Genomic DNA, 23,722 nt, shown 5'->3' with positions numbered 1-23,722 from the left:
TACGCCGGGCACCCCGACCCACCACCAGCCGCGCGCAGGGCAGGCGAGGGCCGAGGGCAAGCGGGTGGGCGGGTGGGAGAGAACCCCGCCCCCCTTAATGTGGTGGGGTGCAGGAAACCCACGACACCCCCCTGGCCCCCCTCACCACCTTCCGGCTGGGCGGCCCCGCCGCCCGCCTGGTGACGGCAACCACCGACGAAGAGGTGATCGAGACCGTCCGCGCCGCGGACGAGTCCCGTACGCCCCTGCTGGTCATCGCGGGCGGCAGCAACCTCGTCATCGGCGACGACGGCTTCGACGGTGTCGTCCTGCGCATCGCCACCAAGGGCCTGGTCCTCAACGGCGCGGATCTGGAGCTGGCCGCCGGTGAGAACTGGTCGGAGGCCGTCGCCCGCACCGTGGAGGCGGGCCTCGCCGGTGTGGAGTGCCTGGCCGGAATCCCCGGCTCCGCGGGCGCCACGCCCATCCAGAACGTCGGAGCGTACGGGCAGGAGGTCGCCTCGACGATCACTGAGGTGATCGCCTACGACCGGGCCTCGCGCGAGACGGTGACGCTGGCCAACGAGGAGTGCGGCTTCGGCTACCGGCACAGCCGTTTCAAGGCCGACCCGCAGCGCTACGTGGTGCTGCGGGTGCGCTACCGGCTGGAGGACGCGGGCGGGCTGTCCGCGCCGATCCGGTACGCCGAGGTGGCCAGCGCCCTGGGCGTCGCCCAGGGCGAGCGGGCCCCTGCGGCGCAGGCCCGCGACACGGTGCTGAAGCTGCGCGCGGGCAAGGGCATGGTGCTGGACCCCGAGGACCACGACACCTGGTCGGCCGGGTCGTTCTTCACCAATCCCGTCCTCGACCAGCGCACGTACGAGGAGTTCCTGGACCGGGTGCGGGCCCGGCTCGGCGACGACGTACGCCCGCCCGCCTATCCGGCGGGCGACGGCCACACCAAGACCTCGGCCGCCTGGCTCATCGACAAGGCCGGGTTCACCAAGGGCTACGGCACCGGCCCGGCCCGCATCTCCAGCAAGCACACGCTGGCGCTCACCAACCGCGGCGCCGCCACCACCGAGGACCTGCTCGCGCTGGCCCGTGAGGTCAGGGACGGGGTGCGGGACACCTTCGGGGTGACGCTCGTGAATGAACCGGTTATGGTCGGCGTCCGTCTGTGAAACGGGGCGGACCATGGTGAGCCCGCCGGTCTCGCCCCGGTAACCGTCGACGAGGCACTCATGAGATTCTCATCCCAACGCCGACAGGCGGGCAGATGGGGAGGACGAGACACGTGCGGAACGCGGGTACGGCCGCTGACGCGGCCCAGGACGCGGCACATATCGGACGTATCGGTCTCGGGCCGGTGCGGTGGCACCACGCGGTACTGACGCTGTGGACCGCGTGCTGGTTCTTCGTGGCCACCCGGCACGGCGGAGTTTCCTGGCACTACCTCAAGCAGGGCGAGCAACTGCTGTTCGGCCAGGTGGGCGGCGGCGGCCTGGCGCTGTACGCCAACCACCCCGAGTTGCAGATCGGCCCGGTCAGCTTCCTGGCCGCCGGGCTGTTCGCACCCTTCCCCGCCGGCGTGGGCGAGAAGCTCGCCGAGGCCGCCATGTCGGGCCTCGGCCTGTGGATGGTGGTGCTGATCGGACGCGCCGCCGCCGATCACTACCTGGGCACCGGGACCAACCACAAGCGGCTGCAGCAGCGGGTGCTGATCGCCGGGGCCGCGTTCATCCCGATGTGGGTCGAGGTCTCGGTGCGCTTCGCCCACCTCGACGACGTGCTGGCGCTGTTCTTCACCACCCTCGCGGTACGGTCCCTGGTCCGCGGCCAGGCCACCGCGACCGGTGTCTTCCTCGCCCTCGCCTGCGACTCCAAGCCGTGGGCGGTGGCGTTCCTGCCGCTGCTGCTGGCGCTGCCGAAGCAGACCTGGCTGCGGTCGGCCGCCTGGACGGTCGGACTGGTGGCGATCGCCTGGCTGCCGTTCTACCTCGGCAACATGCACACCATGGCGGCCGCCCACTTCACCATCCCCAACCAGGCCGCCTCCTCGCTGCGCTGGCTCGGCGGCAACGATCCCGTCACCCCGTGGTGGGACCGGCCCGCGCAGATGGCGCTGGGCCTCGGGCTGGGCGCGCTGGCGGTGCGCAGGGGGCGCTGGCCCGCGGTGGTGCTGCTGGCGGCCGACGCGCGGATCGTGCTCGACCCCAGCGTGTACACGTACTACAACGCCTCGGTGCTGCTGGGCACCCTGATCTGGGACGCCATCGGGCAGCGCCGCCTGGTGCCGTGGGTGAGCTGGATCGCGCTGATCTCGCTGTACGGCAGCGTGCTGATCGTGCCGTCGGACTCCGCCCGGGGCCTGATCAGGCTCGCCTTCGCGGTCGGCTCGGCGGCTTACGTGCTGCTGTGGCCGATGCGGGAGCCGCGCAATCGGCGCGGCGGCAATCGGCGTACCGCGGGCACCGTGCCCCAGCAGCGCAGCCCGGTCGACGAGCACCTCCACCCGCTGTACGCCAACCCGGCGGGCTGACCCGCCCGTTGGGGAAGGGCGCCTATGAGGCCAGCCACTCCTTGACGCCGGACAGCAGGCGCTCCTGGACCTCCCGCGGCGCCCTTGAGCCGCGTACCGACTGGCTCGCCAGGTCGGCCAGCTGCTCGTCGGTGAAACCGTGCGCGGAGCGGGCGAGTTCGTACTGGGCGGCCAGCCGGGAGCCGAACAGCAGCGGGTCGTCCGCGCCCAGCGCTACCGGGACGCCCGCCTCGTAGAGCGTCCGCAGCGGTACGTCCCGCTGGTTCGCGTAGACGCCCAGGGCCACGTTGGACGACGGGCACACCTCACAGGTGATCTGCCGTTCCGCGAGCCTGGCCAGCAGCCGTGGGTCCTCGGCGGCCCGTACGCCGTGGCCGATGCGCTCGGCGCGCAGGTCGTCCAGGCAGTCCCGCACGCTGTACGGCCCGGCCAGCTCGCCGCCGTGCGGCGCCGCCAGCAGCCCGCCGTCCCGCGCGATGGCGAAGGCGCGGTCGAAGTCCCTTGCCAGGCCGCGCCGTTCGTCGTTGCTCAGCCCGAAGCCGACCACCCCGCGGTCCGCGTACCGTACCGCGAGGCGGGCCAGGGTACGGGCGTCCAGCGGGTGCTTCGTACGGTTGGCGGCGACCAGCACCGCCATGCCGAGGCCGGTCTCCCGCGAGGCCGTCTCCACCGCGTCCAGGATGATCTCCAGGGCCGGGATCAGGCCGCCCAGCCGGGGGGCGTACGAGGTGGGGTCGACCTGGATCTCCAGCCAGCCGGAACCGTCCCGTACGTCCTCCTCGGCGGCCTCGCGGACCAGCCGCTGGATGTCCTCGGGACTGCGCAGCACGGAGCGCGCGATGTCGTACAGCCGCTGGAAGCGGAACCAGCCGCGCTCATCGGTGGCGCGCAGCTTGGGCGGCTCCGCCGCGGTGAGGGCGTCAGGCAGATGGACGCCGTACTTGTCGGCGAGCTCCAGCAGGGTGCCGGGTCGCATGGAGCCGGTGAAGTGGAGGTGCAGGTGTGCCTTCGGCAGTTGGGATACGTCGCGCGCCATCCCAGGATCTTGCCGCAGCGGCCACCGCCGGGGGAACCGTTTTGCCGATTTCGGGGGCTTCGCCCGCTCCGACCCCCCGGGCGGATGCGACCCGGGGGCCGGTGGTGCCCACCCTCCCCCCAGCTACCGCTGGGAGTGCCCCGACCCCGCGGAACGGCTGCCCACAAGCGGGGCGGGCGGGACGGGTGGGCGTAACCGTGTCAGTCGCGGGCCTCGCCCAGGAGCTTCTGCACGCGGGAGATGCCCTCCACCAGGTCCTCGTCGCCCAGGGCGTAGGACAGGCGCAGGTAGCCGGGGGTGCCGAAGGCCTCACCGGGGACCACCGCGACCTCGACCTCTTCCAGGATCAGGGCCGCCAGGTCGACCGAGGTCTGCGGGCGCTTGCCGCGGATCTCCTTGCCGAGCAGGCCCTTGACCGACGGGTACGCGTAGAACGCGCCCTCCGGCTCCGGGCAGACGACGCCGTTGATCTCGTTGAGCATCCGCACGATCGTCCGGCGCCGCCGGTCGAAGGCCTCGCGCATCGTCGCGACCGCGTCCAGGTCACCGGAGACCGCCGCCAGCGCGGCGACCTGTGCGACGTTGGACACGTTCGAGGTGGCGTGCGACTGCAGGTTGGTGGCCGCCTTGACGACGTCCTTCGGGCCGATCAGCCAGCCGACCCGCCAACCGGTCATCGCGTAGGTCTTGGCGACGCCGTTGACCACGATGCACTTGTCCCGCAGCTCGGGGACGACCACCGGCAGCGACGAGAACCGCGCCTCGCCGTACACCAGGTGCTCGTAGATCTCGTCGGTGAGGACCCACAGGCCCTTCTCGGCCGCCCAGCGGCCGATCTCCTCGACCTGCTCGCGCGAGTAGACCGCGCCGGTCGGGTTCGACGGCGAGACGAACAGCAGCACCTTGGTGTTCGGGGTGCGGGCCGCCTCCAGTTGCTCGACGCTGACCCGGTAGCCGGTGGTCTCGTCGGCCACCACCTCCACCGGAACGCCGCCGGACAGCCGGATCGACTCCGGGTAGGTGGTCCAGTACGGCGTCGGGACGATCACCTCGTCGCCCGGGTCCAGGATCGCGGCGAAGGCCTCGTAGATCGCCTGCTTGCCGCCGTTGGTGACCAGCACCTGGGAGGCGTCGACCTCGTAACCGGAGTCGCGCAGGGTCTTGGCGGCGATGGCCTGCCTGAGCTCGGGCAGGCCGCCCGCGGGGCTGTAGCGGTGGTACTTGGGGTCGTGGCAGGCCTTGGCCGCCGCGTCGACGATGTAGTCGGGCGTCGGGAAGTCCGGCTCGCCCGCGCCGAATCCGATGACCGGGCGTCCGGCGGCCTTGAGCGCCTTCGCCTTGGCGTCCACGGCGAGGGTCGCGGACTCGGAGATCGCGCCGATGCGGGCCGAGACCCGTCGGTCGGTGGGAGACGTTTCGGGGGAAGTAGCGGTCATGGCTGCCATCGTCGCAGACCGGTACCGGGGGTGGCACGGTGGTTTCGGATGGGCCCGTCAACTCGTGCGGCGGCGGTGCCGACGGTGGCCGGAACGACCCGCTCGGCCTTGCTCGTTCGACGGCCGGGCCCTGAACACGTACACTCATCCCTCGTGACCTCCGAGGGCAGACCCGGGCCGCGCACTCTGTGCGGTGGTTCGGGTGCGGTACGTTGGGGGAACCAAAGGGTCGTAGCTCAATTGGTAGAGCACTGGTCTCCAAAACCAGCGGTTGGGGGTTCAAGTCCCTCCGGCCCTGCTACACGCATTCATCACCAGGGTGCGTGCACGTACGTACGTAAGAACGCACCTGGCCGGGCCGGACGCGGCGCGGCCATGACCCGGATTCAGGTGAGGACCGAGTGACGGAAGCCATTGGCTCCACTGGCTCCACCGCGACGCCTGAAAGTGGTCGGCCCACGGACGCCACCGAAGGCGCTCTGGACTCGCAGGCGAAGAAGAAGCGCGGCGGCAAGCGCGGCAAGAAGGGCCCCTTCGCGCGTATGGGCCTGTTCTACCGGCAGGTCATCGCCGAACTGCGCAAGGTCGTCTGGCCCAGCCGCAGCGACCTCATGTCGTACACCACCGTGGTGATCGCCTTCGTTGCTGTGATGATCGGCATCGTGACTGTGATTGACTGGGGATTTACCGAACTCATTAAGTACGTCTTCGGTTAACAACCCCGCGGAGGGCGCCCGAGCGGGGCGCCTGTTCGCATGTTCAACCCTTTGAAGTCAGGAAGAAGCAGCCATCGTGTCTGACCCGAACCTGTACGACGCCGATGAGACCGCAGCGGCGGCGAAGGCCGACGTTGACGCTGCCGTTTCGGCCGAGGTCGAGGGCGACGACACCGAACGCGAGATCGTCGAGGCGGTCGACGAGACCGACGAGCTCGACGCCGAGGACGCGGAAGCCGGTGTGCCCGCCGAAGAGGCCGCGCTGCACGAGGTAGCTGACGAGGAGATCGCCGAGGAGCCGGTCGACCCGGTCGCCGCGTTCCGCGAGGAGCTCCGCAGCCAGCCCGGCGAGTGGTACGTCATCCACACCTACGCCGGCTACGAGAACCGCGTGAAGTCCAACCTGGAGCAGCGTGCCGTCTCGCTGAACGTCGAGGACTACATCTACCAGGCCGAGGTGCCGCAGGAAGAAGTCGTCCAGATCAAGAACGGCGACCGCCGTACCGTGAAGCAGAACAAGCTCCCCGGTTACGTGCTGGTCCGCATGGACCTGACCAACGAGTCCTGGGGCGTCGTCCGCAACACCCCCGGTGTCACCGGCTTCGTGGGCAACGCCTACGACCCGTACCCGCTGACCCTGGACGAGGTCGTCAAGATGCTCGCGCCGGAGGTCGAGGAGCAGGCCGCCGCGACCGCCGAGGGCGGCGAGGCCGCGCCGAAGAAGAAGGTCGAGGTCCAGGTGCTGGATTTCGAGGTCGGCGACTCCGTGACGGTGACCGACGGCCCGTTCGCGACCCTCCAGGCGACGATCAACGAGATCAACGCCGACTCCAAGAAGGTCAAGGGCCTGGTGGAGATCTTCGGCCGGGAGACCCCGGTCGAGCTGTCCTTCGACCAGATCCAGAAGAACTGAGGTAGGGCGCGGGGGGATCGTCCCCCATGCCCTGTGGGGCCCGAGGCATCGCCTCGGGCCCCAATTTCCTGTTTCGCCGGGCTACCCGTTATCGTGGCTCGGTATGCCTGTCAGCAGGCATAAACACTCTCGACTAGGACCCGGAGAGAGCAATGCCTCCCAAGAAGAAGAAGGTCACGGGGCTGATCAAGCTCCAGATCCAGGCTGGTGCGGCCAACCCGGCTCCGCCGGTCGGCCCCGCGCTGGGTCAGCACGGCGTCAACATCATGGAGTTCTGCAAGGCCTACAACGCCGCGACCGAGTCGCAGCGTGGCATGGTCGTGCCGGTGGAGATCACGGTCTACGAAGACCGCTCCTTCACCTTCATCACCAAGACTCCGCCGGCCGCCAAGCTGATCCTCAAGGCCGCGGGTGTGGACAAGGGCTCCGGCGAGCCGCACAAGACCAAGGTCGCGAAGATCACCCGCGCCCAGGTCCGCGACATCGCCACCACCAAGATGCCCGACCTGAACGCCAACGACCTGGACGCCGCCGAGAAGATCATCCTCGGCACCGCCCGTTCCATGGGCGTCACGGTCGAGGGCTGATCGACCACTCGTAGGTCTTCCGTGGCAGGGCCAGCGCTGGCCCGTACCACGACTCCCATTAACTCGTAGGAGCAGCAGTGAAGCGCAGCAAGAACCTCAAGGCTGCGGACGCCAAGATCGACCGGGAGCGGCTGTACGCCCCGCTTGAGGCCGTCCGTCTCGCCAAGGAGACCTCCACCACCAAGTTCGACTCGACCGTCGAGGTCGCCATGCGTCTGGGCGTTGACCCGCGCAAGGCCGACCAGATGGTCCGCGGCACCGTGAACCTTCCGCACGGCACCGGTAAGACCGCCCGGGTCCTGGTCTTCGCGACCGGTGACCGTGCTGCGGCCGCGGAAGCCGCGGGCGCCGACATCGTCGGCTCCGACGAACTGATCGACGAGGTCGCCAAGGGCCGCCTGGACTTCGACGCCGTCGTCGCCACCCCGGACCTGATGGGCAAGGTCGGCCGCCTGGGCCGGGTGCTCGGTCCGCGTGGTCTGATGCCGAACCCGAAGACCGGCACCGTGACGCCGGACGTGGCCAAGGCCGTGACCGACATCAAGGGCGGCAAGATCGAGTTCCGTGTCGACAAGCACTCGAACCTGCACTTCATCATCGGCAAGGCGTCGTTCGGTGAGCAGCAGCTGGTCGAGAACTACGCCGCGGCGCTGGACGAGATCCTCCGTCTGAAGCCGTCCGCCGCCAAGGGCCGCTACATCAAGAAGGCCGCCATCAGCACCACGATGGGCCCCGGCGTCCCGGTCGACCCGAACCGCACCCGCAACCTCCTCGCCGAGGAGGACGCCGCCGCCGTCTGATCCGCGGCGCACCGCTTCCGGACCCCCGGTCACCCGTGTCACCACGGGCGACCGGGGGTCCGGTCGTGTTGTCAGTGGCATGCGCTAGCGTTCTAGCCGCACATCGATCATGGGGGAGAAGCAGCATGCGCAGCACCCAACTACGCAACGTCGCCACGGCAGTTGCCGTCGTCGCCGCACTGGGCACCGTCTCGGCCTGCGGCGGCGGCAAGTCCAACACCGGCGCCCAGCAGGCCGGTGCGCCGTCCGGCGGCCAGCAGCAGCCGGTGATCGCCTCGGCCATCAGCGACCTGCTGAAGGTCAAGAGCAGCACGGACAAGGCCCATTCGGCCAAGGTGGACGCCGAGATCGACCAGGGGCAGTTGGGTAAGACGCACCAGTCGGGTGCGGTGGACTGGTCGGACGGCTACCAAGGCGACGTGACGATCACCCCGGAGGGGGGCTCGGTTGCGGGCGCCATGGGCATGAACGAGGCTCGATACACCAAGGACGCCCTGTACATGCGGATGGGCGGCAAGTCGGGCGGCGACCACTGGCTGCAGTACCCCTACGCCGAGTTGGACAAGCAGGGCGCCAACGGCAAGGCCATACGCCAGCAGATGCAGAGCGGCAGCCCCAACCAGACGGTGCTGATGCTGATCGCCAGCGGCGACGTCAAGGTGGTCGGCAAGGAGACCGTCCGCGGAGTCGAGACGACGCACTACTCGGGCCTGGTGGACGCCGGGAAGCTCGCCGCGGACACCACTCCCGGCCTGAGCCCGACCGAGCAGGACCAGTTGAAGCAGCAGCTGCACGACGACGGGGTGACCTCCGACCAGATCGACATATGGGTCAACGGGGACAACCTGCTGGTGAAGAAGCTTGAGCAGGTGCACACCCCGACGTCCAACATCCGGCAGGAGATCTACTACTCCGACTACGGGGTGAAGGTGAACGTCACCCCGCCCCCGGCATCGCAGACCACCGACGTCGCCGACATCACCAAGCAGGCGCAGAACCTCGGGAACTGACCGGGAGCCCCCCGCCGGGAGGCGATTTGCCTCCCGGAGCGGCACTCGCGTACTCTCATCCAGAAGCCAGAGACCGCTGGTCGTCGTCGTGCCCATATCCGGGCATGGTGACCGAAGGATCCGCTAGATGCGGACGGCCCGCGCAGGTGTGTTTGAGGACCAGCTCCCGGACCATGTCCGGTCGAGCCACGCCCCGTGCGCCCCTGCGCCGGGGCGTTTGTACGTTCGAAGCCCCTTCCGTGCGGTCCGCAATCACCCGGAAGGAGGCCGAGGCTCATGGCGAGGCCCGACAAGGCTGCCGCGGTTGCCGAGCTGACGGACAAGTTCCGCAACTCCAACGCCGCTGTGCTCACCGAGTACACCGGTCTCACCGTGGCGCAGCTCAGGCAGCTGCGTCGTTCGCTCGGTGAGGACGCCCAGTACAGCGTGGCCAAGAACACGCTGACCAAGATCGCGGCCAACGAGGCCGGGATCACCACGCTCGACGACCTGTTCATGGGTTCGACGGCGATCACCTTCGTCACCGGTGACCCGGTGACGTCGGCGAAGACGCTTCGTGACTTCGCCAAGGACAACCCCGCGCTCGTGATCAAGGGCGGTGTCCTTGAGGGCAAGGCGCTGTCCGCCGACGAGATCAAGAAGCTCGCGGACCTCGAGTCCCGCGAGGTGCTGCTCAGCAAGCTGGCCGGTGCCATGAAGGGCAAGCAGTCCCAGGCTGCCTCCCTCTTCCAGGCGCTGCCGTCGAAGCTCGTCCGCACCGTGGACGCGCTGCGCGCCAAGCAGGCCGAGCAGGGCGGTGCCGAGTAATTCGGCTCGCGCATTGACCAGCGCCGCCCGAGCGCGCTGGTCGTAGCGGGCCGCACGCCCGCCGACATGTACATCCGGCACCTGCCGACTTAGTGGAAGGACCCGCCATCATGGCGAAGCTGACCAAGGACGAGCTGCTGTCGCAGTTCGAGGAGATGACCCTCATCGAGCTGGCCGAGTTCGTCTCCGCCTTCGAGGAGAAGTTCGACGTCACCGCCGCCGCTGCCGCGCCCGTCGTCATGGCTGGCGGTGCCGCCGGTGGCGCCGAGGCCGCGCAGGAGGAGGAGAAGGACGAGTTCGACGTCATCCTCACCGGCGCCGGCGACAAGAAGATCCAGGTCATCAAGGTCGTGCGTGAGCTGACCTCGCTCGGCCTGAAGGAGGCCAAGGACCTGGTCGACGGCACCCCGAAGCCGGTCCTGGAGAAGGCCACCAAGGAGGCCGCGGACAAGGCTGCCGAGGCCCTCAAGGCCGCTGGCGCCTCCGTCGAGGTCAAGTAAGGCCCAACACGGCGCAGGCCGTGTGTGCCCCTTTCGAGGGGCTGATCAGCCGCAGGGCGGCCACCCTTTCGGGTGGCCGCCCTGCGGTCTTCCGCTCGACGGGCACCTGGTTCCGCGCCGTTGTCGGCGGACCCGGGTATGGTGATCTTCGCTGGTTCGCCGAGTCCCGCCGCGAGGGTCCGTCGTGGGATCCGATGTGAGGATCTCCGAGGGGCGGGGGCCTTGACGAACCGGACGCAGCGCGCAATTCTCAGGACGCGTCGTGATGTCGGTCCGGGTGTCGAGGCATGGATCGCGGACGATGCGGGAATGACTGAGGTCGAGCGCAGCACCCAGCAGGACCCAGACAGGATCCAAGTAGGCGGGATCCAAGGAGTAGTGCCCGGCCACGGCCGGGCCTATGGATGACGAGGGGGAGAAGATTCGGTCTCCGAATCTCTGCTCTGGACATCAGTGTGCCGAGTGGCTACACTGACCCTTTGCGCTGCCTGTTAGCTGCCGTCTGGCCCGTCACCAGCGGCGAGCCCGAGTCTGAGCACGAAAAAGCGGAGATGTCCACGACCAGGATGTCACCGGTGTGCCCAGGGGTGGACCGGTACGCGCGTAGTGAGTCCGAGCCCTCGGAAGGACCCCCTCTTGGCCGCCTCGCGCAACGCCTCGACTGCCAATACGAACAACGGCGCAAGCACCGCCCCGCTGCGCATCTCCTTCGCGAAGATCAAGGAGCCGCTTGAGGTTCCGAACCTTCTAGCGTTGCAAACCGAGAGCTTCGATTGGCTGCTCGGCAATGCCGCATGGAAGGCTCGTGTCGAGGCGGCTCTCGACAACGGGCAGGATGTGCCGACCAAGTCCGGTCTGGAGGAGATCTTCGAGGAGATCTCCCCGATCGAGGACTTCTCCGGGTCGATGTCGCTGACCTTCCGCGACCACCGCTTCGAGCCTCCGAAGAACTCGATCGACGAGTGCAAGGAGCGCGACTTCACGTACGCGGCTCCGCTGTTCGTCACCGCCGAGTTCACCAACAACGAGACCGGTGAGATCAAGTCCCAGACGGTCTTCATGGGCGACTTCCCGCTCATGACCAACAAGGGCACCTTCTGCATCAACGGCACCGAGCGTGTCGTGGTCTCCCAGCTCGTCCGCTCGCCCGGTGTGTACTTCGACAGCACCATCGACAAGACCTCCGACAAGGACATCTTCACCGCCAAGATCATCCCGTCCCGGGGTGCCTGGCTTGAGATGGAGATCGACAAGCGCGACATGGTCGGTGTACGCATCGACCGCAAGCGCAAGCAGTCCGTGACCGTACTCCTGAAGGCGCTCGGTTGGACCACCGAGCAGATCCTGGAGGAGTTCGGCGAGTACGAGTCGATGCGCGCCACCCTGGAGAAGGACCACACCCAGGGCCAGGACGACGCGCTGCTCGACATCTACCGCAAGCTGCGTCCGGGCGAGCCGCCGACGCGCGAGGCCGCCCAGACCCTGCTGGAGAACCTCTACTTCAACCCGAAGCGCTACGACCTGGCGAAGGTCGGCCGCTACAAGGTCAACAAGAAGCTCGGCGCCGAGCAGCCGCTGGACGCCGGTGTGCTGACCACCGACGACGTCATCGCCACCATCAAGTACCTGGTCAAGCTGCACGCCGGTGAGACCGAGACGGTGTCCACGGACGGCGAGACCATCCCGGTCGAGGTGGACGACATCGACCACTTCGGCAACCGCCGTCTGCGCAACGTCGGCGAGCTGATCCAGAACCAGGTCCGTACCGGTCTGGCTCGTATGGAGCGTGTCGTCCGCGAGCGGATGACCACCCAGGACGTCGAGGCGATCACGCCGCAGACCCTGATCAACATCCGGCCGGTCGTCGCCTCCATCAAGGAGTTCTTCGGCACCAGCCAGCTGTCCCAGTTCATGGACCAGACCAACCCGCTGTCGGGTCTGACCCACAAGCGCCGTCTGTCGGCGCTGGGTCCGGGCGGTCTGTCCCGTGAGCGGGCCGGTCTTGACGTCCGTGACGTGCACCCGTCGCACTACGGCCGTATGTGCCCGATCGAGACGCCGGAAGGCCCGAACATCGGTCTGATCGGTTCGCTGGCCTCGTACGGCCGGGTCAACGCGTTCGGCTTCATCGAGACCCCGTACCGCAAGGTGGAGGACGGCCGGGTCACCGAAGAGGTGCACTACCTGACCGCCGACGAGGAGGACCGCTACCTCATCGCGCAGGCGAACGCCGCGCTGACCGAGGAGGGCACCTTCGCCGAGGGCCGTGTGCTGGTCCGCCGCCGTGGCGGTGAGGTCGACCTGGTGCCGTCGCAGGACGTGGACTACATGGACGTCTCGCCGCGCCAGATGGTGTCGGTCGCGACCGCCATGATCCCGTTCCTGGAGCACGACGACGCCAACCGCGCGCTCATGGGTTCGAACATGATGCGCCAGGCGGTGCCGCTGCTGAAGGCGGAGTCGCCGCTGGTGGGTACCGGCATCGAGTACCGCGCCGCGGTCGACGCCGGTGACGTGATCACCGCCGAGAAGGACGGTGTGGTCCAGGAGGTCTCCGCGGACTACGTCACCGTCGCCAACGACGACGGCACGTACACCACGTACCGGGTCGCCAAGTTCAACCGCTCCAACCAGGGCACCTCCTTCAACCAGAAGGTCGTCGTGGACGACGGCGCCCGCGTGGTCGCCGGCCAGGTGCTCGCCGACGGCCCGTCCACCGACCAGGGTGAGATGGCGCTCGGCAAGAACCTGCTCGTGGCGTTCATGCCGTGGGAGGGCCACAACTACGAGGACGCGATCATCCTGTCGCAGCGCCTCGTGCAGGACGACGTCCTCTCCTCGATCCACATCGAGGAGCACGAGGTCGACGCCCGTGACACCAAGCTCGGCCCCGAGGAGATCACCCGGGACATCCCGAACGTCTCCGAGGAGGTCCTGGCCGACCTCGACGAGCGCGGCATCATCCGCATCGGTGCCGAGGTCGTCGCCGGCGACATCCTGGTCGGCAAGGTCACCCCGAAGGGCGAGACCGAGCTGACCCCGGAGGAGCGCCTGCTGCGCGCGATCTTCGGTGAGAAGGCCCGTGAGGTCCGTGACACCTCGCTGAAGGTGCCGCACGGTGAGACCGGCAAGGTCATCGGCGTGCGCGTCTTCGACCGCGAGGAGGGCGACGAGCTGCCGCCGGGCGTGAACCAGCTGGTCCGCGTCTACGTGGCGCAGAAGCGCAAGATCACCGACGGCGACAAGCTCGCCGGCCGGCACGGCAACAAGGGTGTCATCTCCAAGATCCTCCCGGTCGAGGACATGCCGTTCCTGGAGGACGGCACGCCCGTCGACATCATCCTCAACCCGCTGGGTGTGCCGTCCCGAATGAACCCGGGACAGGTCCTGGAGATCCACCTGGGCTGGCTGGCCAAGCAGGGCTGGGACGTCTCCGGCATCGCCGAGGAGTGGGCGCGCCGGCTGCAGGTCATCGAGGCCGACCGGGTCGAGCCCGGCACCAACGTGGCCACCCCGGTCTTCGACGGTGCCCGTGAGGACGAGATCGCCGGTCTGTTCGAGTCGACGATCCCGAACCGCGACGGCGACCGGATGGTGCTGCCCTCGGGTAAGGCCCGGCTGTTCGACGGCCGCTCCGGTGAGCCGTTCCCGGCGCCGATCTCCGTCGGCTACATGTACATCCTGAAGCTGCACCACCTGGTGGACGACAAGCTGCACGCCCGGTCCACCGGTCCGTACTCGATGATCACCCAGCAGCCGCTGGGTGGTAAGGCCCAGTTCGGTGGCCAGCGCTTCGGTGAGATGGAGGTGTGGGCGCTGGAGGCTTACGGCGCCGCTTACGCCCTCCAGGAGCTGCTGACCATCAAGTCCGACGACGTTCTCGGTCGTGTGAAGGTCTACGAGGCCATCGTCAAGGGCGAGAACATCCCCGAGCCCGGCATTCCCGAGTCCTTCAAGGTGCTCATCAAGGAAATGCAGTCGCTCTGCCTGAACGTGGAGGTGCTGTCCAGCGACGGTATGTCCATCGAAATGCGTGACACCGACGAGGATGTCTTCCGCGCTGCGGAGGAACTCGGTATCGACCTGTCCCGGCGCGAGCCGAGCAGCGTCGAAGAGGTCTGACGGGTTGGCCGGGGGCCTCACCACAGGGCCCCCGGCTCTCCCCGGACCCGTTCAGACCATGTTTGACACTCGACCCCGAAAGAGGGATTGACGACCAGTGCTCGACGTCAACTTCTTCGACGAGCTGCGGATCGGCCTGGCCACCGCGGACGACATCCGTCAGTGGTCGCACGGCGAGGTAAAGAAGCCGGAGACCATTAACTACCGCACCCTCAAGCCCGAAAAGGACGGACTCTTCTGCGAGAAGATCTTCGGTCCGACCCGGGACTGGGAGTGCTACTGCGGCAAGTACAAGCGTGTCCGCTTCAAGGGCATCATCTGTGAGCGCTGCGGTGTCGAGGTGACTCGCGCCAAGGTGCGTCGTGAGCGGATGGGCCACATCGAGCTGGCCGCGCCCGTCACGCACATCTGGTACTTCAAGGGCGTCCCGTCGCGCCTGGGCTACCTGCTGGACCTGGCGCCGAAGGACCTGGAGAAGGTCATCTACTTCGCCGCCTACATGATCACGTGGGTGGACGAGGAGCGCCGCACCCGCGACCTGCCGTCACTGGAGGCCCAGGTCTCCGTCGAGCGCCAGCAGGTCGAGCAGCGCCGTGACGCCGACGTCGAGGCCCGCCAGAAGAAGCTTGAGGCCGACCTGGCGGAGCTGGAGGCCGAGGGCGCCAAGGCCGACGTGCGCCGCAAGGTGCGCGAGGGCGCCGAGCGCGAGATGAAGCAGCTGCGGGACCGTGCGCAGCGCGAGATCGACCGCCTCGACGAGGTGTGGAGCCGCTTCAAGTCCCTCAAGGTCCAGGACCTGGAGGGCGACGAGCTGCTCTACCGCGAGCTGCGCGACCGCTTCGGTACCTACTTCATGGGCGGCATGGGCGCCGCGGCGCTGCAGAAGCGCCTGGAGTCCTTCGACCTGGAGGAGGAGGCCGAGAAGCTCCGCGAGATCATCCGGACCGGCAAGGGCCAGAAGAAGACCCGTGCGCTCAAGCGCCTCAAGGTCGTCTCCGCGTTCCTGCAGACCCGCAACAGCCCCAACGGCATGGTGCTGGACTGCGTCCCGGTGATCCCGCCGGACCTGCGCCCGATGGTGCAGCTGGACGGTGGCCGCTTCGCGACCTCCGACCTGAACGACCTGTACCGCCGTGTGATCAACCGGAACAACCGCCTCAAGCGTCTCCTTGACCTCGGTGCCCCCGAGATCATCGTGAACAACGAGAAGCGGATGCTCCAGGAGGCCGTCGACGCGCTGTTCGACAACGGCCGCCGCGGCCGTCCGGTCACCGGCCCGGGCAACCGTCCGCTGAAGTCCCTCAGCGACATGCTGAAGGGCAAGCAGGGCCGCTTCCGGCAGAACCTGCTCGGTAAGCGTGTCGACTACTCGGCCCGTTCCGTCATCGTCGTCGGCCCGCAGCTCAAGCTGCACCAGTGCGGTCTGCCCAAGGCCATGGCGCTGGAGCTGTTCAAGCCGTTCGTGATGAAGCGGCTGGTCGACCTCAACCACGCGCAGAACATCAAGTCGGCCAAGCGCATGGTCGAGCGTGGCCGCACCGTCGTGTACGACGTGCTGGAAGAGGTCATCGCCGAGCACCCGGTGCTGCTGAACCGTGCGCCGACCCTGCACCGTCTGGGTATCCAGGCGTTCGAGCCGCAGCTGGTCGAGGGCAAGGCCATCCAGATCCACCCGCTCGTGTGCACCGCGTTCAACGCGGACTTCGACGGTGACCAGATGGCCGTGCACCTGCCGCTGTCCGCGGAGGCGCAGGCCGAGGCCCGCATCCTGATGCTGTCCTCGAACAACATCCTCAAGCCCGCCGACGGCCGTCCGGTGACGATGCCGACGCAGGACATGGTCCTGGGTCTGTTCTTCCTCACCACGGACTCCGAGGAGCGCGAGGTCAAGGGCGAGGGCCGGGCGTTCGGCTCGGTCGCCGAGGCCATCATGGCGCTCGACGCCCGCGAGCTGTCGCTCCAGGCCAAGGTGGACATCCGCTTCCCGGTCGGCACCGTCCCGCCGCGTGGCTGGACCCCGCCGCCCGCCGAGGAGGGTGAGCCGGAGTGGCAGCAGGGTGACCCGTTCCGTCTGACCACCACGCTGGGCCGGGCGCTGTTCAACGAGCTGCTGCCCGAGGACTACCCGTTCGTGGACTACTCGGTGGGCAAGAAGCAGCTCTCCGAGATCGTCAACGACCTCGCCGAGCGCTACCCGAAGGTCGTCGTCGCGGCGACGCTGGACAACCTGAAGTCGGCCGGTTTCCACTGGGCGACCCGGTCCGGTGTCACCGTCGCGATCTCCGACGTGGTCGTCCCGGAGGCCAAGAAGACCATCCTCGCGGGCTACGAGGCGCAGGACGAGAAGGTCCAGAAGCAGTACGAGCGCGGCCTGATCACCAAGGAAGAGCGGTCCCAGGAGCTCATCGCGATCTGGACCAAGGCGACCAACGAGGTCGCCGAGGCCATGAACGAGAACTTCCCGAGGACCAACCCGATCTTCATGATGGTCGACTCGGGTGCTCGTGGAAACATGATGCAGATGCGCCAGATCGCGGGTATGCGTGGTCTGGTGTCCAACGCGAAGAACGAGACCATCCCGCGGCCCATCAAGGCGTCGTTCCGTGAGGGTCTCACCGTGCTGGAGTACTTCATCTCCACCCACGGTGCCCGTAAGGGTCTCGCGGACACCGCGCTGCGTACCGCCGACTCGGGTTACCTGACCCGTCGTCTGGTGGACGTCTCGCAGGACGTGATCATCCGTGAGGAGGACTGCGGCACCGAGCGCGGCCTGAAGCTGGCCATCGCCGAGCGCGGCGAGGACGGCGTGCTGCGCAAGGCGGCCGGCGTCGAGACCAGCGTGTACGCGCGCAGCCTGGCCGAGGACATCGTGGTCGACGGAAAGGTGCTGGCCCCGGCCGGTACCGACCTCGGCGACGTGCTCATCGACCAGCTGATCCTGCACGGTGTCGAGACGGTCAAGACCCGCTCGATCCTCACCTGCGAGTCCGCCGTCGGCACCTGCGCGATGTGCTACGGCCGTTCGCTGGCCACCGGCAAGCTGGTGGACATCGGCGAGGCGGTCGGCATCATCGCCGCCCAGTCGATCGGTGAGCCCGGTACCCAGCTGACGATGCGTACCTTCCACACCGGTGGTGTGGCCGGTGACGACATCACCAAGGGTCTGCCGCGTGTGGTCGAGCTCTTCGAGGCCCGTACCCCGAAGGGTCTGGCCCCGATCAGCGAGGCCGAGGGCCGGGTCCGGATCGAGGAGACCGAGAAGACCCGCAAGATCGTCATCACCCCGGACGACGGCAGCGACGAGATCGCCTACGCGGTCTCGAAGCGTGGCCGCCTGCTGGTGGACGAGGGCGACCACGTCACGGTCGGCCAGAAGCTGATGGCCGGTACCGAGAACCCGCACGACGTGCTGCGGATCCTCGGCCAGCGCGCCGTCCAGATCCACCTGCTGGGCGAGGTCCAGAAGGTCTTCACCTCGCAGGGTGTGTCGATCCACGACAAGCACATCGAGATCATCATCCGGCAGATGCTGCGCCGGGTGACGATCATCGAGTCGGGCGACGCGGAGCTGCTGCCCGGCGAGCTGGTCGAGCGCGGTCGCTTCGAGCAGGAGAACCGCCGTGTGGTCGCCGAGGGTGGTCACCCCGCGTCCGGCCGCCCGCAGCTGATGGGTATCACCAAGGCCTCGCTGGCCACGGAGTCCTGGCTGTCGGCCGCCTCCTTCCAGGAGACGACCCGGGTGCTCACCGACGCGGCGATCCACGCCAAGTCGGACTCCCTGCTGGGCCTCAAGGAGAACGTCATCCTCGGTAAGCTCATCCCGGCCGGTACGGGTCTGTCCCGCTACCGCAACATCCGGGTGGAGCCGACCGAGGAGGCCAAGGCCGCGATGTACTCGGCCGTCGGCTACGACGACATCGACTACTCGCCGTTCGGCACCGGCTCCGGCCAGGCCGTTCCGCTGGAGGACTACGACTACGGGCCGTACAACGCGTAGTCGCCTCCTGGCGAGGGACCGTCAAAGGGCGGCTCGCCCCCTCTTCGGAGGGGGCGAGCCGCCCTTTTGCCGTGGGGGCTTGGCCCCGGAGATCCACCCTCCGCCGCGGGCAGGTACGGCTCCAGCCGGTGAAGCCGGGTGTAGTGGTCCGGGTGCGAGGAGAGCAGCCGGGCAGCCGTGCCCGGGGCCGCTCTGGGCCTTCCGGCCCATGGCGACAGCCTGTTCGATGGCGGTCTGCTCCTGCGCGTACAGCTCGTTGAGGACGTCGGCCAGGGCGGGCGCGAAGCCCAGTTCGGCCGCGTGGCGGTCGGCGCGCGGTTCCGCGCGGCGGCTGACAGCGGCCAGCAGGTAGGGCGCGGCCAGTATGGGCAGCACGATCCACCAGGCGGTGAGCACCGCGGCGGCAGCGCCGTGCCCAGGACGCGGATCACCAGCACCGCGCCGAGGCAGGAGAAGCGCGCGACCGCCTTCACCGCCACGGCGGCGATCTTTCGGAAGACCATCCAGGCCAACGGGGACCGGTGGTCCAGGGGCCCGGGGATTCCCTAGGGCTCCCGTGGGACGGACGGTACCTGGGGACGATCCATCAGGCGACTTCCGGGGTGGAGGCTGATCAACGAAGGTTCTGGTGAGGTACGGGGGGGACATGATGGGGCATCAGCTCGAACTCGTGGAGTCGTCGGGCACGGCCAGGGCGTACGGCGGACTCGCCCTCCGTCCGGCACTGGGCACCCGGGGGCGGGCCGCGGTCGAACTTCTCGACGGGGAAGGGGTGTTGGGCGTCTACGTGGACACCGCGTTCAGCGGGCTGCTGCTCGGCGCGCTGCGCGGGCGGCGGCGGGGGGCGGCCTGGGCGCTGGCCTGGGGGAGGACGGGGGCGGATGGGAGAGCGCCCGCGGTGGCGTTCGAGGGCGGCGGGCCGTTGCGGCGGCGCAGCCTGCCGGTCGCGGTGACCGGGGTGGGGGAGCGGTTCTGGATGGCCACTGCCCAGGGGGAGTTCAAAACCGTGACGGCGGCGGCACCGGGCCGGGTGGAGAGCTGGCGGCTCGGAGCTCTGGGGGCGTAGCTCCAGGTGGCGGGGCGCGCGGCACAGGGAGGACCGAACCTCGACGGAGGCCATTCGCGCCGAAATCCCCTGCGGATGCCGGGACTTGGGGGGCGTAGCCCCGGAGAGATCCACAAACCCCGCGGGAGGCGATTCACGCGGAACTCCACGCGCCGTCGCCGCGTCAAGCACTATGGGGGCACGATCCCCAGCCGGGGAGCATGGTCCCTATCAGTGGGGGAGGTACGCGGGCGGATGGCGCACTACGGAGGGCTGCAGCCCTGGGACAACGGCCCGGCCTCGGGCATGCGCGCCTCGCACGCCGACCGGGAGCGCACGGTGGACGTGCTCAAGGCCGCGTTCGCCGAAGGGCGCCTGGGCCAGCAGGAGTACGAGCAGCGGGTGGCGGCGGCCTACCGCGCGCTGACCTACGGCGAGTTGGGCGGCCTGGTCGCCGACCTGCCGCAGGGGCCGGTGCCGATGCCGATGCCCACGGCCGTGCCGCAGCGGGCGCCATCGCTGCCCCCGACCTTCCTGCCGGCGCCGCCACGGCCGACGAACGGGCTGGCGGCGGCCTCGCTGATCTGCGGCCTCGCCGGGGTCGTCCTGGCGGTGCCCGCGGTCCCGGCGATCGTGCTGGGGCACCGGGCACGGGCACAGCTCCGCGCCACCGGTGAGGGCGGCGAAGCCATGGCGACGACCGGGCTGGTGCTGGGCTGGCTGGTGGCCTCGTTCTGGACGCTGATCATCCTGCTGGGCATCGCCGCGGGCTGAGCCGGCAGCGCGCGCTGTGCCGCCCGGCCGGATCCGCTCCCTTCCCTGACCGCGACGGGGCCACTACCGTGGCGTCAGCGTCCGCGCGGCCCGGCCTGTCCTACGCGTGTGCATTTGTTTTGACCGGAGCCGATGCGCTAGGTACGCTCTGACCTTGTGCCTGGGGTGTCCCCGGGTTCTTGTGCGTGCTCTCAGTCCGCACGGAATTCCGAGACTGCGACATCCAAGAGATGTGAAGCCTGTGCCCGCCCAGCGGGTATGCGCGGAGCCTCCGACACACCCGACCGCGTGGGTCGGGAAAAGTGCCGGTGATCAGCGCTTGTGGCCCAGCAGAACGCCTCGGGTTAGCTTTAACGAGACTGGCACACAGAAACCGGAGAAACGGTGCCTACGATCCAGCAGCTGGTCCGCAAGGGCCGGCAGGACAAGGTCGAGAAGAACAAGACGCCCGCACTGCAGGGTTCCCCGCAGCGCCGTGGCGTCTGCACGCGTGTCTACACGACCACCCCGAAGAAGCCGAACTCGGCCCTGCGTAAGGTCGCGCGTGTGCGTCTGACCAGCGGGATCGAGGTCACCGCTTACATTCCGGGTGAGGGCCACAACCTGCAGGAGCACTCCATCGTGCTCGTGCGTGGCGGTCGTGTGAAGGACCTGCCGGGTGTTCGCTACAAGATCATCCGCGGCTCCCTCGACACTCAGGGCGTCAAGAACCGCAAGCAGGCTCGCAGCCGCTACGGCGCCAAGAAGGAGAAGTAAGAATGCCTCGTAAGGGCCCCGCCCCGAAGCGCCCGGTCATCATCGACCCGGTCTACAACTCTCCTCTGGTGACCTCCCTCATCAACAAGGTGCTGCTGAACGGCAAGCGCTCCACCGCCGAGCGCATCGTCTACGGCGCCATGGAGGGCCTGCGCGAGAAGACCGGCAACGACCCGGTCATCACCCTCAAGCGCGCGCTTGAGAACGTCAAGCCCACCCTTGAGGTCCGCAGCCGCCGCGTCGGTGGCGCCACCTACCAGGTGCCGGTCGAGGTCCGCCCCGCGCGTTCCTCCACGCTGGCCCTGCGTTGGCTGGTCGGTTACTCCCGCGCCCGTCGCGAGAAGACCATGACCGAGCGCCTCATGAACGAGCTGCTCGACGCCTCGAACGGTCTTGGCGCCTCCGTCAAGCGCCGTGAGGACACCCACAAGATGGCCGAGTCCAACAAGGCCTTCGCGCACTACCGCTGGTAGTCGCAACCCCATCGAGAACCGAGAGAAGACTGAGCCATATGGCCACCACTTCACTTGACCTGGCCAAGGTCCGCAACATCGGGATCATGGCCCACATCGACGCGGGCAAGACGACGACCACCGAGCGGATCCTGTTCTACACCGGTGTCTCGTACAAGATCGGTGAAGTCCACGACGGCGCTGCCACCATGGACTGGATGGAGCAGGAGCAGGAGCGCGGCATCACCATCACGTCGGCCGCGACGACCTGTCACTGGAAGGTCGACGAGGTCGACCACACCATCAACATCATCGACACCCCGGGCCACGTCGACTTCACCGTCGAGGTGGAGCGTTCGCTGCGCGTCCTCGACGGTGCCGTCACGGTGTTCGACGGTGTCGCCGGTGTCGAGCCGCAGTCCGAGACCGTTTGGCGTCAGGCGGACCGCTACGGCGTGCCGCGTATCTGCTTCGTCAACAAGCTGGACCGCGTCGGTGCCGAGTTCCACCGCTGCGTCGACATGATCGTCGACCGGCTGGGCGCGGTGCCGCTGGTCATGCAGCTGCCGATCGGCGCCGAGGCCGACTTCAAGGGCGTCATCGACCTGGTCCGCATGAAGGCCCTGGTCTGGTCCGCCGAGGCCGCCAAGGGCGAGATGTACGACACCGTCGACATCCCGGACACGCACGTCGATGCCGCCAACGAGTGGCGCGGCAAGCTGCTGGAGGCCGTGGCCGAGAACGACGAGGAGATGATGGAGCTGTACCTGGAGGGTCAGGAGCCCTCCGAGGAGCAGCTGATCGCGGCGATCCGCCGCATCACCATCAACTCCGGCAAGAGCGACGGCGTCACCGTCACTCCGGTGTTCTGCGGAACCGCTTTCAAGAACAAGGGTGTTCAGCCGCTGCTCGACGCGGTGGTGCGTTACCTCCCCGCGCCGCTGGACGTCGAGGCGATCGAGGGCCACTCGGTGAAGGACGCCGACGAGGTCATCGCCCGCAAGCCGTCCGTGGACGAGCCGCTGTCCGCCCTGGCGTTCAAGATCATGAGCGACCCGCACCTCGGCAAGCTCACCTTCGTCCGGGTGTACTCGGGCCGCCTGGAGACTGGTACTCAGGTCCAGAACTCCGTCAAGGGCAAGAAGGAGCGCATCGGCAAGATCTACCGCATGCACGCCAACAAGCGTGAGGAGATCGCGTCGGTGGGCGCCGGTGACATCGTCGCCGTCATGGGCCTGAAGGACACCACCACGGGCGAGACGCTCTGCGACCCGGCCAACCCGGTGATCCTGGAATCGATGGAGTTCCCCGCTCCGGTCATCCAGGTCGCCATCGAGCCGAAGTCGAAGGGCGACCAGGAGAAGCTGGGTATCGCCATCCAGCGCCTCGCCGAGGAGGACCCGTCCTTCCAGGTCCACACCGACGAGGAGACCGGCCAGACCATCATCGCGGGCATGGGCGAGCTGCACCTGGACGTGCTGGTCGACCGCATGAAGCGCGAGTTCAAGGTCGAGGCCAACGTCGGTAAGCCGCAGGTGGCGTACCGCGAGACCATCCGCAAGATGGTCGAGAAGGTCGACTACACCCACAAGAAGCAGACGGGTGGTTCTGGCCAGTTCGGTAAGGTCCAGATCACCATCGAGCCGCTTGAGGGTGAGGGCTACGAGTTCGTCAACGCCGTCACCGGTGGCCGCATCCCGCGGGAGTACATCCCGTCCGTGGACGCTGGTTGCCAGGAGGCAATGGAGTTCGGTGTGCTGGCGGGCTACCCGCTGACCGGTGTCAAGGTGACGCTGCTCGACGGCGCCTACCACGACGTCGACTCCTCCGAGCTCGCGTTCAAGATCGCCGGTTCGATGGCCTTCAAGGAGGCCGCCCGCAAGGCCAGCCCGGCCCTGCTCGAGCCGATGATGAAGGTCGAGGTGACCACGCCCGAGGACTACATGGGCGATGTCGTCGGTGACCTCAACTCGCGGCGTGGCCAGATCCAGGCCATGGAGGAGCGTTCGGGCGCCAAGCTCGTGACGGGTCTCGTCCCGCTCTCGGAGATGTTCGGTTACGTCGGCGACCTGCGCAGCAAGACCTCCGGCCGGGCCAGCTACTCCATGCAGTTCGACTCCTACGCCGAGGTTCCGCGGAACGTCGCCGAGGAGATCATCGCGAAGGCCAAGGGCGAGTAGCCGACGTTCTCGCAACGTCCTACAAGCCTTAGGCTTGACGGCAGGCAGTACGGGGCATTCCGCCGCGAAC

General features: G+C 68.3%; 19 protein-coding genes and 1 tRNA gene. 18 read left to right on the top strand and 2 right to left on the bottom strand.

Annotated elements, in window-relative coordinates; all coding sequences use genetic code 11:
• Positions 1–107: 107 nt before the first annotated feature.
• Together O5O46_RS03895 and O5O46_RS03890 are read left to right on the top strand one after the other, a co-directional pair.
• The gene (locus tag O5O46_RS03895; RefSeq protein WP_269853756.1) at positions 108–1,163 is read left to right on the top strand and encodes a UDP-N-acetylmuramate dehydrogenase; all 1,056 of its coding nucleotides are present in this window, start codon (positions 108–110) and stop codon (positions 1,161–1,163) included.
• A gap of 113 nt (positions 1,164–1,276) precedes the next feature.
• Complete coding sequence (locus tag O5O46_RS03890; RefSeq protein WP_269853755.1) at positions 1,277–2,521, top strand: hypothetical protein; 1,245 nt, start codon at positions 1,277–1,279, stop codon at positions 2,519–2,521.
• 22 nt (positions 2,522–2,543) lie between these two features.
• Here the strand turns inward: O5O46_RS03890 and O5O46_RS03885 are convergent, their stop codons facing one another.
• Both O5O46_RS03885 and O5O46_RS03880 read right to left on the bottom strand, forming a co-directional pair.
• Positions 2,544–3,557 (bottom strand): adenosine deaminase, encoded by a 1,014-nt coding sequence (locus O5O46_RS03885; RefSeq protein ID WP_269853754.1) that lies wholly within the window; start codon positions 3,555–3,557, stop codon positions 2,544–2,546.
• A 200-nt stretch (positions 3,558–3,757) separates the two neighbouring features.
• Positions 3,758–4,993, bottom strand: a complete 1,236-nt coding sequence (locus tag O5O46_RS03880; RefSeq protein ID WP_269853753.1) for a pyridoxal phosphate-dependent aminotransferase — start codon at positions 4,991–4,993, stop codon at positions 3,758–3,760.
• Positions 4,994–5,218: 225 nt separating this feature from the next.
• Between O5O46_RS03880 and O5O46_RS03875 the strand changes: the two genes are divergently transcribed.
• The 16 genes from O5O46_RS03875 (at position 5,219) to fusA (ending at position 23,652) form a co-directional block, all read left to right on the top strand.
• A tRNA-Trp gene (locus O5O46_RS03875) sits at positions 5,219–5,291 on the top strand.
• A gap of 103 nt (positions 5,292–5,394) precedes the next feature.
• Positions 5,395–5,709 carry a preprotein translocase subunit SecE gene (secE, locus tag O5O46_RS03870; protein ID WP_391858281.1) on the top strand — a complete coding sequence of 105 codons (315 nt, stop codon included), beginning with the start codon at positions 5,395–5,397 and terminating at the stop codon, positions 5,707–5,709.
• A gap of 76 nt (positions 5,710–5,785) precedes the next feature.
• Positions 5,786–6,622 carry a transcription termination/antitermination protein NusG gene (nusG, locus tag O5O46_RS03865; RefSeq protein ID WP_269853752.1) on the top strand — a complete coding sequence of 279 codons (837 nt, stop codon included), beginning with the start codon at positions 5,786–5,788 and terminating at the stop codon, positions 6,620–6,622.
• A gap of 152 nt (positions 6,623–6,774) precedes the next feature.
• Complete coding sequence (gene rplK / locus O5O46_RS03860) at positions 6,775–7,209, top strand: 50S ribosomal protein L11 (protein ID WP_269853751.1); 435 nt, start codon at positions 6,775–6,777, stop codon at positions 7,207–7,209.
• A gap of 77 nt (positions 7,210–7,286) precedes the next feature.
• Entirely contained in the window at positions 7,287–8,009 is a 723-nt protein-coding gene (gene rplA / locus O5O46_RS03855; RefSeq protein ID WP_269853750.1) for a 50S ribosomal protein L1, read from the top strand.
• Positions 8,010–8,134: 125 nt separating this feature from the next.
• Positions 8,135–9,019 carry a hypothetical protein gene (locus tag O5O46_RS03850; RefSeq protein WP_269853749.1) on the top strand — a complete coding sequence of 295 codons (885 nt, stop codon included), beginning with the start codon at positions 8,135–8,137 and terminating at the stop codon, positions 9,017–9,019.
• Between the two features lie 276 nt (positions 9,020–9,295).
• On the top strand, positions 9,296–9,826 hold the full coding sequence (gene rplJ, locus O5O46_RS03845) for a 50S ribosomal protein L10 (RefSeq protein ID WP_269853748.1): 531 nt from the start codon (positions 9,296–9,298) through the stop codon (positions 9,824–9,826).
• A gap of 110 nt (positions 9,827–9,936) precedes the next feature.
• Positions 9,937–10,326 (top strand): 50S ribosomal protein L7/L12, encoded by a 390-nt coding sequence (gene rplL / locus O5O46_RS03840; RefSeq protein ID WP_269853747.1) that lies wholly within the window; start codon positions 9,937–9,939, stop codon positions 10,324–10,326.
• A gap of 636 nt (positions 10,327–10,962) precedes the next feature.
• Positions 10,963–14,448: a DNA-directed RNA polymerase subunit beta gene (rpoB, locus tag O5O46_RS03835; RefSeq protein WP_269853746.1), complete on the top strand. Its 3,486-nt coding sequence runs from the start codon at positions 10,963–10,965 to the stop codon at positions 14,446–14,448.
• 97 nt (positions 14,449–14,545) lie between these two features.
• On the top strand, positions 14,546–18,445 hold the full coding sequence (locus O5O46_RS03830) for a DNA-directed RNA polymerase subunit beta' (RefSeq protein ID WP_269853745.1): 3,900 nt from the start codon (positions 14,546–14,548) through the stop codon (positions 18,443–18,445).
• A 177-nt stretch (positions 18,446–18,622) separates the two neighbouring features.
• Positions 18,623–18,994, top strand: coding sequence for a hypothetical protein (locus O5O46_RS03825; protein ID WP_269853744.1), 372 nt, complete (start codon positions 18,623–18,625; stop codon positions 18,992–18,994).
• Positions 18,995–19,091: 97 nt separating this feature from the next.
• Complete coding sequence (locus O5O46_RS03820) at positions 19,092–19,511, top strand: hypothetical protein (protein WP_269853743.1); 420 nt, start codon at positions 19,092–19,094, stop codon at positions 19,509–19,511.
• 234 nt (positions 19,512–19,745) lie between these two features.
• On the top strand, positions 19,746–20,264 hold the full coding sequence (locus O5O46_RS03815; RefSeq protein WP_269853742.1) for a DUF1707 and DUF4190 domain-containing protein: 519 nt from the start codon (positions 19,746–19,748) through the stop codon (positions 20,262–20,264).
• Positions 20,265–20,648: 384 nt separating this feature from the next.
• Positions 20,649–21,020 carry a 30S ribosomal protein S12 gene (gene rpsL / locus O5O46_RS03810; protein ID WP_269853741.1) on the top strand — a complete coding sequence of 124 codons (372 nt, stop codon included), beginning with the start codon at positions 20,649–20,651 and terminating at the stop codon, positions 21,018–21,020.
• 2 nt (positions 21,021–21,022) lie between these two features.
• Complete coding sequence (rpsG, locus tag O5O46_RS03805) at positions 21,023–21,493, top strand: 30S ribosomal protein S7 (protein WP_255930051.1); 471 nt, start codon at positions 21,023–21,025, stop codon at positions 21,491–21,493.
• 38 nt (positions 21,494–21,531) lie between these two features.
• Positions 21,532–23,652, top strand: coding sequence for an elongation factor G (gene fusA, locus O5O46_RS03800; RefSeq protein ID WP_269853740.1), 2,121 nt, complete (start codon positions 21,532–21,534; stop codon positions 23,650–23,652).
• The last annotated feature ends 70 nt before the right edge of the window (positions 23,653–23,722 follow it).

This window comes from Streptomyces sp. RPT161, from assembly GCF_027533845.1.
Taxonomy (GTDB): Bacteria; Actinomycetota; Actinomycetes; order Streptomycetales; family Streptomycetaceae; genus Streptantibioticus_A; species Streptantibioticus_A silvisoli_A.
Note: the sequence above shows the minus strand (reverse complement) of the source record. Positions and strands in the feature narration are given on the sequence as shown.

Excerpts from the sequence above, each read along its gene's own strand:
- O5O46_RS03885 (WP_269853754.1), bottom strand. The coding sequence starts at position 3,557 with ATGGCGCGCGACGTATCCCAACTGCCGAAGGCACACCTGCACCTCCAC.
- O5O46_RS03880 (WP_269853753.1), bottom strand. The coding sequence starts at position 4,993 with ATGACCGCTACTTCCCCCGAAACGTCTCCCACCGACCGACGGGTCTCG.
- rplK (WP_269853751.1), top strand. The coding sequence starts at position 6,775 with ATGCCTCCCAAGAAGAAGAAGGTCACGGGGCTGATCAAGCTCCAGATC.
- O5O46_RS03850 (WP_269853749.1), top strand. The coding sequence starts at position 8,135 with ATGCGCAGCACCCAACTACGCAACGTCGCCACGGCAGTTGCCGTCGTC.
- rplJ (WP_269853748.1), top strand. The coding sequence starts at position 9,296 with ATGGCGAGGCCCGACAAGGCTGCCGCGGTTGCCGAGCTGACGGACAAG.
- rplL (WP_269853747.1), top strand. The coding sequence starts at position 9,937 with ATGGCGAAGCTGACCAAGGACGAGCTGCTGTCGCAGTTCGAGGAGATG.
- O5O46_RS03820 (WP_269853743.1), top strand. The coding sequence starts at position 19,092 with ATGATGGGGCATCAGCTCGAACTCGTGGAGTCGTCGGGCACGGCCAGG.
- O5O46_RS03815 (WP_269853742.1), top strand. The coding sequence starts at position 19,746 with ATGGCGCACTACGGAGGGCTGCAGCCCTGGGACAACGGCCCGGCCTCG.
- rpsG (WP_255930051.1), top strand. The coding sequence starts at position 21,023 with ATGCCTCGTAAGGGCCCCGCCCCGAAGCGCCCGGTCATCATCGACCCG.
- fusA (WP_269853740.1), top strand. The coding sequence starts at position 21,532 with ATGGCCACCACTTCACTTGACCTGGCCAAGGTCCGCAACATCGGGATC.